We start from the raw sequence: 13,888 nt of genomic DNA, 5'->3' as shown, positions 1-13,888 counted from the left end.
CGCCGATCACTTGAAGATTTTGATCTAGCTGAATAACTTCTCCATAAATACGGTAATAGTCGAAAGTACCACCCTCCGCCCACATCTCTTGATACTCCTCCTGATGGGCTCGGCAAGCTGCAACGATCATTCGATGCTCATCATCCTTTGACAAATTGGCTAACTCCATAGGTAGCTTAATTACCCTGGCCGCATGAAACCCCCAACGAGCCATCAACCCTTGAGGCTTAAACTTCTTTGCGGGGTTACAGCGCAGATGAGGGCGGAACGCCAACCTATCCATTTCTTCTCGCCGTTTATTCAAAGCCTTAGCCTGCTGATCTATTGCCAATCGAAATTTACCCTCGTCTTCCCCCAGAATGGAAAGAAGGCGATCTTGAATACCGGGGTTATCTGTAGGGTCAGAGAAATAGCAACCCAGACGCTGCAATCCCTTGTTGATATTTCGATACCCCAGTTGCGCTACTAGCTGAGTTTGAGAAATACCAACCTCACGAATTCGACTATAAATGTATGACTTGATAATGCTCATGTTCCCTCCATAGCGAAGTAACAAACATGGCGCTGACTACACAATGATTAGATCATTGACGTTATAAAATAAGGCTGATGAGGTTCCAAAGGTGTCAGCAGGATGCTGACCGGAATTAGTGAGTCTCAACGCTTTAGCCATGTTTATTCACCTGCAAGTTGCTGTTTAAATCGGTGATGGTTTCTTTAAAAACCGTTAGCTAATCTACCTCGATAGCGCATAAATGTAAAGGAGCTAGCCGGCCCAGAGAAACCACATCGGCTCTGGTTACACAGGCTGACCAATAGGCTCCTGTATCAACTATTAGCTACGTCATAGGTTGCCTCTAATGGAGCATTCTTCACGTGTGCGGACTGTTTTGACACGTTTTGACAGTGATTAAGAAGGTCGCCGCTTAGCTACACCCCAGTAGAACAGTATTCTCCCATCTTAAATTAATAGAGCGTCTCTTTTCGTCAAGCGGGTACAAAGCGTTGATCTAACTTAAATTTTCGCGGGTAAAGTAATTTGAATTAATGAGGCGAGGTCTCAGCACTGTCGCGACTGAATCAAGATGCTCTATACTTAGAACAACACTAGGAAGAGCGTTTTATTATGGACCCCTACTCATTTCTACTCGGCCTTTCATTAATGCTTTTATCAGCTTCGGTAGTCGCTTTATCTGTAGAGCATAGCTGCAAAAATATCGGCATCTATCTCGATGAGGAAGACATTAAACTGCTCGAGGGTGAGTCGCGTAGAAAGTAGCCGTTATTATTAGCGCCTGCAATTAAACTACGTTTTGCCAGCTTGCTCTCGACTGAGTTTGACTCCTTGGAAGTAGCTAGACTTACTCTCAGAAAACTCCTTTCCTTAATTTTAATGGAATTCTCTACTTAAAACCGCTGTCTTTTTTCGGGGGGATTACAAACGGCAGATCACCGTCGAGAGCGAATACATATTCCCTAGCCAGCGCTCGCGCAAAAAGCCTACGAATTCACAGAGTGCAAATGCTGCTATTAAACGGATGGGCTACCAAGGAGAGTTAGTTGCGCATGGACTGAGATCTATCGCGAGTACGGCACTTAATGAGCGGAGTTCCCCTATGATGTGATCGAAGCTCAGCTTGCTCACGCGCCAGAAAATGACGTACGTGCAGCTTATAATCGAGCCACATACATGAAAAAACGGCGAGAGATGTTGGAGTGGTGCTCAAACTATATTGCTAAATCCGACCATTAAGCAGAAAGTCCTCCGCTACTGCGACAGAATTTTAGCTTTCTCAACCTCAAACTCTTCTTCCGTAATAACTCCTCTGTCACGCAGGTTTGCGAGCGTCTCCAGGGTTTCCCATTTATCTGATTCATGCTGCTCCACGCTTAAGCGAACCAACTCGGGCTCTTCACAAACGAAAATGATTTCTATGCGTGCGAAGTTACCTAAGATAAATGGTGGTGTCGACGCCTGCTCTCGGATCGTTCGCGACGCTAAATTGCGCTGCCCACAAAACTGATTCGCGCGGTTTTCGGCTTGCTGACGCACAGCAACCATATTCTGAAAACCGACGTCATCGTGATGAAACAATCGATACTCTTCCGCACCGGAAGAATTCTCAGATACCTCAACGCTCTCACCGTCATAGAAAGCTCCATCAAAGCCAGAATTCGAGTCGGACGCCTTTTGAATAGGCGTTGCTCCGCCGCAGGAGGTCATTAGAAGAATCCCCGAAATGATTAAAGCGTTGGTAGTGAAGAATTTAGTGACTAAAGCTATCATTGACTTCCCTTTCAATCTTAACTGCTTCCTTTACCCTTAATCCTAACCTAATACACACTAAATCACTATGCAGATGCATGCCAGAATGACCTCAGCGAAATTTAGCTGTGTTTCGCTGAAATTTAAGCCTGGCTTAGAACGAAAGGAGCTCAGCATCCGTGATGCCCTAGAGTATTCGATTAATCGCAAGTCGCAACATGTAACCCTTTCCTTACTCGATCCTTTGGCGCACGCGAATCAAAGTCGAATCTTCCCGTAAGCTCTCGTCGTGTTCAACAAGCCTTTGCAAGATTGTGCCTAGTTCGCAATTTTTCTCCCACTCATTGAGACTCATTGGCAAAACCTTGTCGAGATAATCCACAACAACGAGAGCATGACACCCCAGATGCACTAAGACCGCATTTGCAGCTTGACTTAACAGAGTCTGACTTACTTGAAGATCCAATAGAGCTTTCCTTGAGCTCCCTTTATGCCAGCACTCTTAAAGAAGCAGGTGAGGTTCAAAACATTGCATGCGTGACAGTGCACTCGACTGCCAGTGAAAAATTCGTTTCACTCCTTCGCAGGACTGCATCACACGCTCGGGATAATTCCAGGGCAGACGATGAAACATTAATTCGGCACGTTTATGATCTGCACCTCATATACGAATCAATGGCATCACCTGCCGATTTAAAAGCAATGGTTAAGCGAGTTATTGAAATCGACAAAAGTCAGTTTGGAAATCAGCACGAAGAGTTCGTAAACGATGCAAACTCCGAGCTGCGATACGGCCTATCTTTATTAATTGAGCAGTCACACCACCTAGCACGATACGATCAATTTATTGGGCCCCTCGTCTATCACCCATCTCCCGCCAAATGGGACGAGGCCATTTCGAGCGTCCAAGAACTTGCTGTTCACTGGCTTTAGCAATTATGATACGCAGGCCAAGCATACGCCCCTTGGTCATTAAATATTAAGCAAGCTAAAAGTCTTGTGAGCTCAAGGACGATAGAGTTTAAGGCTCATTCATTGTGTCATCAAAGCTATCAATAGCTGGTGAAATAATTAGACTAAGATAAAAGGTGTACAATAATATTGTTGAAATTAGCCGACGCGGACGAAATTAATGCATATTAAGGAATTAGCGAGAATTGTTACAGGTATCCTCGTCTTAACGGGGTTGGCGTCCTGTACGGTATTTGGACCAACAGGTAGAGACCTTCAAAGCCAATGTGAAGCTCAGCTTAGCGGTTTTATTGAGATTTATGAATGCACTTACCGTCTTGTCGCGGAGAAGCGTCCAGATATACTCAACGACTATAGAGGCCAATTGTACCTTCTACGAGGCGCTCTTTTGGCTGAGGAAGTTGAAAAAAATCAGCGTACAGACTTATCAGCTAAGTTTGCTTGGCAGAGTTTATATGTAGAACTTCGAAGATATAATGAGCAGCAAGCCCTAGCTCAGGTTCAAGCTATACAGGCACTCGTTGATGCTAATCCTCAAAATGGCAAACGTATTAACTGCATAAGCAGTGAAATCGGATCTGAAATACACATTCAATGTCAATAGATACCTAAATTTATCTAAGAGACATTTAAGAGCGACATATGTAAAGGGCGCAGATTCGGATATTTCCCGCCGCTTTTAATCCGTGTGGTTACGAGAGGCAGGTTAACAATCGTAAACGCTTCGTCGACAAATACCCGGTGGGCAGGGCTTATGGCTACATTCAAATTCGCGTTTACGGACAACATATGCAAACAAAAAGAGTGCAGCGCCTGCACCTCGCGCTAATAACTGTTTTGCCTACATCGGTCTATCCCTTCTTTTATTTGGGAGTCTCACTTTCAACCCTAGCTATACTACCCCCCATTTTAAAAGGCGAATGGGATAACATCGGACGACCATCGGTGACGTTTGTAATTATTTATCGGCCGATTATCTCGGAGACTGAGTTAATTTGCCAGTACCTTAACGTGTCATTGCCCTAACTTGTCAGTACCCTAGCGGAAGCCTATATGATAGCTTTCGTATTAATTAGATCCAGCCTCGGCTAATTGCGAGCCTCTTCGCCGATGAATTTAACTCGTAGGTTTTGTCGAGATGAGAGCTAGAAGCAATTTTGTTGATAAGCTCTTCGTCGAGGAGTTCTTCAATATATATTTCAGCATGAATCTTGGTGCACTCGAATAGTGTTTGTATATCTTGTAGACTGAAACTGTCTTTTCCTTTGTTATAGTTAATAATTAGCGTCTTTAACAACTTAGTTGACTCGTCGTTAGTTTCAAGATCGGCGCCCATCACTTTTACTGGCGACTCAGTTAATGATTTACCCTTCTGATAACTTATGTCTGATACGTATCTACTTTCGTCTAAATCGGTTGGTTGCACTGAATTCCGGCGCCCCCAAAGAATTTGAGGTCCGGAGGGCGGCCTAAGTCGGGTACCTCGACTCCTAGCCCATCCGTAGCAGATAATGACGCCAAGTATAGCGAAGATAAGACCTATGATTGACCAAAAAACAGTATTCCTTCCGTACCTTGAGCTTATGTCGAAACATAACCACGCAAAGAATAATCTAGCCGCAATAGAAAAGACGCCAAAAGAGGTCATGAAAATCAAGTTTAAAAAGGGGGAGTCAAAAACCAATGAGGTTCTCCTTAGGACGTTGTCGTTACAGCCCGTTCAAAAGTTCGTGAGTCTGATATCGAAGCGATTTAGTGACCTAAAAGCACGATAGCAACTCAGCGTAATGCTAGCTGCCATAAACGTCAACTGAGTAGCCTGCAAACTTAATACGCATTAGGCTCAATTCGGCCACAAGACCAAGGTTTTTTTTGGTTTAGACGATCATCGACTTTTCACCTGAAAGTTTATCGATGACGTTGGCAATAGCCATACGAGCGTCGTCTAATCGCCTTACAGCCCTAAGTAACCAGCGTATCATCTTGAGTAGGGAGTCCCCCTCGATCACTACAAAAGTGCGTAACATCCAAAAATGGGAGCCTATGATTCACTCCATCACCTTTGCGTGCCCTCGAAAAAACTCTTTGAACTTGTTGGCTTCAGTGAAATCGATAATCCCCAGTTGCTAGACCGACTTGGTCCGAGTCGTCTGTAATCGCCCCAAAAAAATCTATTTCCGGCGGTGTCATCTTAAGAGATTTGGACAGCACCACTACACCCCCTTCAAAAACCACTCATCAATCGCCTCCAACTCCTCTTTGGTAGGCAGGCGATTACAAATACCCCGAACTTGGTCTAACTGCCAACCAGCAACAGACCGTCGCAATCCAATAGTTAAGTCTCCTGGCTCGCTCATGTGATACAGGGCGTATTCCCCGCGCTGAACTCGTTGAGCATAAGACGCAACGCAATGTCGCATTGCTCGCCCTTCATCGATAACCTCCTCAGGTGTCGATAGCCAGTTGATCAAGCCGCTTGGCTTAACTGGCGGTGGCGGAGCCGGAATCGCCACTCCTGAGTCATTGCGCAGTAATTTAGCGTGAAACCGAAGGCTGTTAGTCCACTGACGCGCCCAACGATCGTGGCAAGCAACGACCTCAGGCCGTATCACATTGCGACGGAAGCTACGTTCTCTTGTCACCATCTAGAAATTTTATTACCCTACTCAAAAGGCTAGAAGATCTAAAACAATGACATGTCACAACACATTTGAAAGAATTTCCGCGCCTGTCTGGAGTGCGGAATACACAATGCTATTGAAGCTCAAGCCCGACTATATCTTTACGTCGTCTCTTGAGGCTAGTAAGCTTTTAGACTCGCTCCTAAAGGAGAGATATGAGGGAGGTGTTCACGCGATTAAAGTCAATGACAACTACTATGTGTTTACACCTTAGCTCGATAAGCAAATCTATTTCAGAACTCTCTTCGATAGTCGAAATCACCGATCAGACTTGCTAGATAGGGCGAAAGTTTTTTGGGATATCTATTTCCCCAGTTGGATTGGAAAACACGATGATAGGTTATTATCAATTTATCTTTCGGCCGTGTCATTGCAACGTATAGCAGTCTCTTGTCCTCTTCGTCCGCAAGCTCTCGCTCTCGCTGCGAAAAGCCGTCTGGCCTCCACCCCGGAAACTGCCCGTCTACACACATAGGAAGAATAACCGTGCCGAACTCCAGTCCTTTTGACCTGTGAATCGTACTAATGACCAACTTATCATGCTCAGCGTCAATTAAGTCCGACTCTTTGAGCGTTCCAATTTCTAAAGAGTACTTATTCAAAAGTTCGCTAACTCTTCCCTTCTCTCCCATATTTCTGCGTATCCATGGATAAAGCTTTTCTTCGGCTTCTAAGCGAACAACTTCAGCTTGCGACGAATACCACGCTTTCGAAGGGTCCAGAACACTGTTCATCCAGACGTCGCATAATTCTGGAAGTGTCGTAACTCCATCTCGTCGCCCTCCACGATCGATCGACCACAACTGACGACGAAGCTCTTGCCATTCTCGTTGAAAAACCCTTACTACGTTAGCGTATCTATCAAGAGTACTATCAATGGAGTCTAAACGAGAGGAAATGTCATGCACAAGCTGCTTAAGGAGCTCCCCAGTTGCCAAGACGTCATCGAGAGCATTATGAGAATTAACTCCACTTAGCCGAAAATGCGATAGTAAACTCTCAAGCTTATAGCTCTCTAAACCTGGGTAAAGCTCACGCGCAAGTTTTAACGTATCGAACATTGGCTGCGTTCCTGCCCGATTAAAAAGAGACTCAAGTCGATCCGATGAATTGAGTCGGCTACCGATGTTTCTAGATAACATTGTGAGATCGAACGGCAGATTGTGTGCGACTATCGCGCATCCCTCAACATATTCAAAAAAGCTGTCGACGACTTGCTCCAATGGCCGCCCATGTAAGTTAACAACCTCATTGCTTATTTTGTGGACTTTCTGACTCTCGGTAAAACTCTCAAGTTCTTCATCTGTCATGTCATCAGGCAGGTAAATATACTCGTTAAACTCGCTAACCTTAAGGCCGTTAACGTACTTCACCGCGGCAAGCTGAATGACGGCCGAACTCTCGAACTGAAGCCCAGTTGTCTCTGTGTCGAAAATAACAACGCCTTTACTACTGTCGGTCGCATAATCAACGAGACTCCTCAAACGATATTCGAATATGTTCGTATTCTGAATATTTTTAGATGAAATGGAAAAAGGTACAACCTCATCTGGAGCGATATTCTTAGAATACAGATTATCGACAAGCTTGATTACCTCCCGGCGGCCGACATTAAAACTTGCGGATTTACTCAATCGGTAAACAATTCTATACCAATCGACTCGAGTACCCTGTCCCGCATAGGCTCTTAAAACACTTACCCAATCCCTGATAAGTGAATGCTGCATGAAATCATTTTGAGCGATAAGAAAAACTTTGAAACCATTATCCCTAAAAACTTGGGATAGTTCTGCAGCGCTATTATTCCAACGGCATAAAACTCCAACTTGCCTAGTCGGCTCCTCCCTGAAAATCTTTTCTACGGCGTCTGCTATTAGCCGATACTCTTTTACATTATCTTCTACCCCCAAAAGAAGGGTTGAACTACTCGTACTTTGGTGACTTTTAAACTCCCCAGATTCCGATTTGTTAACTCCGAAGTTAACCTCTCGGTATCGCTCCAGAAGCGATTGAATTCCGGGAGTGCTCCGAAAATTTTGAGTTAGGCGGTGAGCCTCAAAACCCGCAGTGTACTTTCTCAACAACTCGGTGTCGGCACCCATAAAGCCGTATATCGATTGCTCAGTATCCCCTACAACAAACACATGGGTATTCAACGACGAAATACTGCTAACTAGCATCCACTGATAGGGACTCAAATCTTGAACTTCATCCAATTGGATACAGTCGTAAGCTAACTGTAAACCACGAACATTAATTAACCCGAATCCAATCAAGTCGTCGAAATCCAAGCTGTTTACGCGTTCCTTCGTTTGTGAAAACTCGAGTAAACATCGCCATATCAAGCTAACCAAGTATTCTAGGCTCAAGTTTTTTACAAGACGCTTCGAAGTTATCTCAGCGAATAACGTTCGAATCTGTTTTTTGAAATCGAATAGCGCTAGTTCGTGTAAATCGCCATCTTCGGAGTGATTCAAAAGCACAAAAGGCACAACTAGCCTCAAAGAAGTAGACTTAATCTTTTGAAAACTCTCTTGCGACTCCTCAATATCGGCCGGAGTGTAAATTCCCTCGGGAGTCGTTGAAGCGCCAAGCTCAAGTTCTAGCCATTCTCGGATCTGTTCCGGAAGAGTCATTACCTCTTGCTGTGCGGTGTCTTGGTTGATCGCAATCGCCCAAGCCGAATCAAAAAATTCCTCGCGGTAAGTGTCATCCAGTATCGAGGGGTTATTAAAGAGAGCACCTTTACCCTCGTGCGCGCTTGTAATTTTCTCTAGACAAAAAGCGTGAATGTTACCGATGAATACTGATTCGCTATTGAGGACAGACTGCATTCTATTGCGCATTTCCTGAGCAGCCCTGCTAGTGAAAGTTAAGCAAATGACTCTTTCAGCATTAAATCTACTAATTGCATTCGATAAGCGAGCAGTAAGTAACTGTGTCTTACCTGTCCCGGGAGGGGCATTAAGAAAATGTTTACCTGTGAATAACTCAGCCAACTTTTTCTGTTCATGGCTCAAGGTCACATGACCATAGGCTTCAGCTCCATTAGAATGTGCGCTCTTCTCAACCGAATCAAACGACCAGATGTCTTTAGCGAGCTTAGGTAAAACATAATCACGAACTGAAACCTGAACACCCTCGATTACCTCAAGCGACCACAGGCAAACCTCGAAAGCCGACTCAAGTGCGGCCACAGCATCCGACTCTTTAAGATCATTGCTATGACTGCCCCGATTGCCAATATTTTGAATTCTACGTATATCACGAATCACCCACGAATTCGGCAAAACACTATTAAGGAGAGCAATTCGATCGTTAAGTTTCAAGCTACCTTTATTAGGTGCAAGTTTTTTCGCTTCGAAGACCGCATCGAGAATTATCTCGAGAAACTTTCTTGTGTCATTACAGCAATGCGGAAACCTACCTTCCGAATAGCTTGTTTCGGCTTGTTGAAGTATTGAGAAGGCATCAGCGTAATATTCTTTGATGGGGATAAAACAAGATTCCATAAGCTTCCTGCAGTATAAAATATTTATCTCATTCTTACTTAGTGGCGACAAAATAGAGTAAGACTTGTTAGCGAACTATCATCAGAACAGATTTATGATGCGTTGTCATTCACGGAATGTGTTAGCGCCCTCGGCGAGCTAAATCGCAAGAAGGAGCCTTCCGATCAGCATTATTACGCGCTAGCGTTGCTTCAAATATTAATGTAATTTTACCAACTCCCTGTAACCACAACTACAACCAAAGAAATGTAGCTATTTCAGGTAGCGAATTACATTAGTATCCACAAATATTTAATAGCCCTTCACTATGAAGATTTACTATAGGAGGGGGGAGAACACAAATATCATCACAGAACATAACCAGCTTTACGGTTGCGCGCGACGTTCGTATGTAGGTGGTTGCTAGAGGTAGCGAAGACTCTAAACGAAAGCACACAACCGGAAAACTGCGACCTGCGACTTCGCTTGACGACACAAGAATCACATCCGGGACGTAATCAAAACTATCCAAACGATTGGTCTCAGACTCCACTTTCAGGCCTTTGAGCGCACCCAAAAGGGCATCACGCTCCCCCAATGAACCATAAATAACTGTTACTGGTACAATCTCGTCTAAAGACTCTTTTGCAAACTTAATCAACTCATTGATCACGTCCAAGAGTTCTGATGTCGAACTCACTGCTTTTAGCTCAGGATGCGGATAACCTGCTTGGTTATCAAAGTACTCGCTCCGAATATCTTCAAAATCTCGATTCAATAGTGCTTGCCTAAAGTTGTGATTGAATGCACCCAACTCATAAGACTGCCTGAAATTAACCTTGAGAGAATGAATTTCAAGACGATCGTCTTTGAAGAATTCTGGTGTAATTAAGTTGGCCCACCTGTGTAAACCATCAGCGTTCTCTGACTGCGCCTCATCACCAGACAACATCAGGCACCTGGCGCGCTGAGCCAAAGCTTCAATCATACGAGCATCCAGATCTTGCGCTTCATCTATTATCATCAAATCGAAATTCAGAAGCGACGGATCGATTAATTTGTCAATGTAGGTGCTAATAACCCATGCTCGTTCGGAATCCCCAGCAAATGCTTTTAAGTTACTAAGAGAATAAAGTTGTTTCTCAAATTCTCGTAAAACATCCTCAGAATCTTTAAACGCCTTGTTGTGCTTCTCTTTCTGTTCTGTTGTTGTCGTGTCTAACTCATTCAAGTCCTCTTTTACCTTTTGGTCTATATTCTTTGTCACGTGGTCAAGAGAATCCTCGAATCTGAAGTTATTAAAGAGAAGTTTAAGCATTGCCTCCTCTTGTGAGTCAGATACATCCACCAGAAAATCTATGGCATCGTGCGCTAGTTGCTTCTCAATAGCGACAGCGTCTGGGTTACTCCCATAGTTCGTGTTTATCGAAAATAATCGTGCATCGAGCTCTTTAGATCTATCTTTGTCTGCAGGCGTTAAGGTCAGAGACCAACGAGAGAGAACTAAAGTGTCAACTAAATTGCCCCGGGCTACGGTTGTAGATATTTCAGTTCTTTTCAAAACTACGCTCTCTAATGCTTCCTTGACTTGTTGCTTTAGATGTTCCTGACGCAGATGATTACGTCGGGACGCCAACATATTTCTTAACCTAATCCACTCAGTGTGCTCCAACCTGGTATCTTCAATTGACCTTATCAACTCATCGCTCAGATCTATTGCACGAAGGGTCTTTAGGCCAAATATATCATCCCTTTTATATACTGTCGGACTAGTCTCTGTGACGTTGTCACGTGAGAAATCGCTTAGCTCGCCTCTAATCGAAGCCACCTCATCAACCAGTCTTTTCGCACTGCTTTTAAGCTTCGCAATCAACGCGGTGTCACAATTTAAAAATGCACTAGTTCTCTCGTTATTGGCTTCCTTAAAGCTAACAACTCTGACGTCGTTTACACGATTTTCCTCCAGTAACTTCAAGAACTGCCGTTTAACACCATCGTGCTTAGCAACAACCAAGACACGATCTGCGCGAACCCCATTTTGCGCACACTCAATGCGTACTTTCTGCAAGATACTAGTTGTTTTTCCAGTTCCCGCAGGCCCGTCAATGATAATATTGCCCGGTGAATATATGGCCTTAGCTTGGGCTGGCGTCGGAATAACTTCGCCAAAATCTCCCAGAATAGAGGACGTAAATCGATGCGACTCTATCTCGGAGTTATTTTCACCGCTCAGTAGCTCGAACGCACTAGGATAATACCATCGCCCTTCTTTGTTGAAGTACTGTACAGTCTTTAAATCTAGCTCTGGAGACGAAGTCGGGATAAAGCTACCTATGCCCTCAACAGCATTATCGATGACTCCTAGACTAACGGTTTCGCCTAAGGATCGAGTCAGAATATATTTAGCTCTTAGATCTGCCCAGTGCATTAGCCGATAAGACTTACCACAACGTAATTTTCCAACTTCCAAAACATCACCGTAAATCTTAGTGCCGTAACTCTTAGTCAAGAACCAGCTAAAGTTGGTCGCGTCGATTCGGCGAGAGATTGGGAGATCGGAATGACGTTTTAAAACTTGTAGATCATCGCTTAAATAGCGTCTGATTCCGGATTGATCTGCCAAGAATAATTCGTCAATTTGATTCAGGCGCTCTAATCTTTTTTTATCCAAATCCTTGTTTTTATTTAATTTGAAAATTTCTTCGCGGAGAGTATCGGCTTCTCTTGAAAGACCAATATTGTTTAGAAGGTTGACGGCCATATCGCTTTTATTTTTAGAAGCCAGACGCGTAGCAAGGGACTTAACGTTCTCCGACGAGTTATGTTTGAACCAAAACTCAGAAAAACGAGCGAGCTCTTTCATGGTAACGATCTTGATAATATGACGATTTAAAATCTTGAGCTTTTCATTGAGAGTTACTGCGTCATCCTTGAGCATCTCAGTCAAATGCTTCGCCGCTGTTGAAGCGTCGTTAAGGATATTTATACAACCATCAATGTTGATCGCGTAATTCTTCAATTTAGTTCCTCTTTTACGAACGAGATAGAGGTCTTTTTACACTTGATCGCCCGCAACTTCCGACACGTCCGAAACATTTTTGCACATATTGCTAACAATTCTTATTCCCCAAAAACCACTCATCAATCGCCTCCAACTCCTCTTTGGTAGGCAAGCGATTACAAATACCCCGCACTTGGTCTAGCTGCCAACCAGCAACAGATCGTCGTAATCCAATAGTTAAGTTTGCAGGCTCGCTCATGTGGTACAGGGCGTATTCGCCGCGCTGAACTCGTTGCGCATAAGACGCAACGCAATGTCGCATTGCTCGCCCTTCATCGATAACTTCCTCGGGCGTCGATAGCCAGTTGATCAGGCCGCTTGGCTTAACTGGCGGCGGTGGAAACGGAATCGCCATTCCATTGTCGTCGCGCAGTAACTTAGCCTGAAACCGACGGCGATTAGTCCACTGACGCGCCCAACGATCGTGGCAAGCAACGACTTCAGGCCAGGTAGTGCACCTCACAAGTACCGGGATGGCTCCGCCATTACTCATCGCAATCGTATCGTTGACAATCCGACGTTCGTCACGCGTCAGGTTCGCCAAAATATCGCTTATGGCGTGAGTTAGCGCCCATGGGTAAGCGTCTGCAATTTCGAAATGCATGCCCTTTAAATCGCGCTGATGCGACAGCTTGGAAACCAGATTTTGGTTTTGTAAGATGACCAGTAATTTGTTGCGATCGAGGCGAGAAATGGAATTAGGTGTTAATCGTTTAAGTAGCTTAACCGAGGCTTTGGGCGCGTCGGGCGCGATTTGCTGTAACACCTGATACTGCTTTGCTTTTAGCAGCGAAAGCCGCGCCGAGATATCTTCGGGGTAGCTCTTTAAATCGTTATGTTGCGCGGCTGCCCATAGATATAAGAGCACCGGATTCGACACCAGTAGATCGGATGCATCGCGGCTTTTACACGCGCAGTACAACACAAACAGCTGGATAGAAGGCAGCGCCTTGCAACGATTGAGAATATCTTCGGGGATGGTATTGAACCAATCTGCCAAATCGGGATTATCACGAGACTCATGAAGCGATATGGGCAAATCAAAAACATAAACGGGATCGATTTCTTCCTCGTCATTTTCGACGAATCCCTCTAGAAACCCGCACCATGGTTTAATGATATTAACGCAACGAAAACCTAGGACGTTCGTCCAATCGATTCGAAGGTTTCCATCTGGCTGACAACAAATATCGGGCTCGACTACAGCAATCGACACTACCTACTCCTTGGCTGTGTGACTAATCATTTTTTATTTGCGAACACGTTAACACCAAATCACATTTCTGAAAACTGGTAAACGTTACCCCAACCAAGCTGCTCTTCCGCTTTTTCTCGCGCTTCGGTTTCTGTGTATGCCGTTACGATTACTGTTTGGCCGTCTAAAGACGTGGCCATATAAGTTTTGAGTTCCATAAAA

At 44.4% G+C, this 13,888-nt stretch carries 11 protein-coding genes; 3 read left to right on the top strand and 8 right to left on the bottom strand.

The window, feature by feature from the left end; translation table 11 throughout:
* The coding region (locus DFR27_RS12570) for a hypothetical protein (RefSeq protein WP_170150763.1) at nt 1-532 on the bottom strand (532 nt) is incomplete at its 3' end.
* Nucleotides 533-1,448: 916 nt separating this feature from the next.
* On the opposite strand from DFR27_RS12570, the gene DFR27_RS12755 reads away from it, so the two are divergent.
* Complete coding sequence (locus DFR27_RS12755; RefSeq protein ID WP_211327557.1) at nt 1,449-1,625, top strand: tyrosine-type recombinase/integrase; 177 nt, start codon at nt 1,449-1,451, stop codon at nt 1,623-1,625.
* 143 nt (nt 1,626-1,768) lie between these two features.
* Here DFR27_RS12755 and DFR27_RS03200 read toward each other — a convergent pair whose 3' ends face one another.
* Nucleotides 1,769-2,287 (bottom strand): SHOCT domain-containing protein, encoded by a 519-nt coding sequence (locus DFR27_RS03200; RefSeq protein ID WP_121876002.1) that lies wholly within the window; start codon nt 2,285-2,287, stop codon nt 1,769-1,771.
* 333 nt (nt 2,288-2,620) lie between these two features.
* On the opposite strand from DFR27_RS03200, the gene DFR27_RS03195 reads away from it, so the two are divergent.
* Nucleotides 2,621-3,199: a nucleotidyl transferase AbiEii/AbiGii toxin family protein gene (locus DFR27_RS03195; RefSeq protein ID WP_121876001.1), complete on the top strand. Its 579-nt coding sequence runs from the start codon at nt 2,621-2,623 to the stop codon at nt 3,197-3,199.
* Nucleotides 3,200-3,398: 199 nt separating this feature from the next.
* A complete protein-coding gene (locus tag DFR27_RS03190) occupies nt 3,399-3,842 on the top strand; it encodes a hypothetical protein (protein WP_121876000.1) in 444 nt (147 codons plus the stop codon).
* A gap of 468 nt (nt 3,843-4,310) precedes the next feature.
* Here the strand turns inward: DFR27_RS03190 and DFR27_RS03185 are convergent, their stop codons facing one another.
* The 6 genes from DFR27_RS03185 to DFR27_RS12565 all read right to left on the bottom strand — a co-directional run bounded on the left by DFR27_RS03185 (nt 4,311) and on the right by DFR27_RS12565 (nt 13,884).
* Nucleotides 4,311-4,664: a hypothetical protein gene (locus DFR27_RS03185; protein ID WP_147434506.1), complete on the bottom strand. Its 354-nt coding sequence runs from the start codon at nt 4,662-4,664 to the stop codon at nt 4,311-4,313.
* 787 nt (nt 4,665-5,451) lie between these two features.
* Nucleotides 5,452-5,883 (bottom strand): PcfJ domain-containing protein, encoded by a 432-nt coding sequence (locus DFR27_RS03175; RefSeq protein WP_121875997.1) that lies wholly within the window; start codon nt 5,881-5,883, stop codon nt 5,452-5,454.
* Nucleotides 5,884-6,152: 269 nt separating this feature from the next.
* On the bottom strand, nt 6,153-9,431 hold the full coding sequence (locus DFR27_RS03170) for a 3'-5' exonuclease (RefSeq protein WP_121875996.1): 3,279 nt from the start codon (nt 9,429-9,431) through the stop codon (nt 6,153-6,155).
* 274 nt (nt 9,432-9,705) lie between these two features.
* Nucleotides 9,706-12,429, bottom strand: a complete 2,724-nt coding sequence (locus tag DFR27_RS03165) for a UvrD-helicase domain-containing protein (RefSeq protein ID WP_121875995.1) — start codon at nt 12,427-12,429, stop codon at nt 9,706-9,708.
* Nucleotides 12,430-12,520: 91 nt separating this feature from the next.
* A complete protein-coding gene (locus DFR27_RS03160) occupies nt 12,521-13,687 on the bottom strand; it encodes a PcfJ domain-containing protein (protein ID WP_121875994.1) in 1,167 nt (388 codons plus the stop codon).
* 59 nt (nt 13,688-13,746) lie between these two features.
* On the bottom strand, nt 13,747-13,884 hold the full coding sequence (locus DFR27_RS12565) for a hypothetical protein (protein ID WP_170150762.1): 138 nt from the start codon (nt 13,882-13,884) through the stop codon (nt 13,747-13,749).
* Nucleotides 13,885-13,888: the final 4 nt, after the last annotated feature.

This window comes from Umboniibacter marinipuniceus (genome assembly GCF_003688415.1).
Lineage (GTDB): Bacteria > Pseudomonadota > Gammaproteobacteria > Pseudomonadales > DSM-25080 > Umboniibacter > Umboniibacter marinipuniceus.
This window is presented reverse-complemented; position numbering and strand designations above follow the sequence as displayed.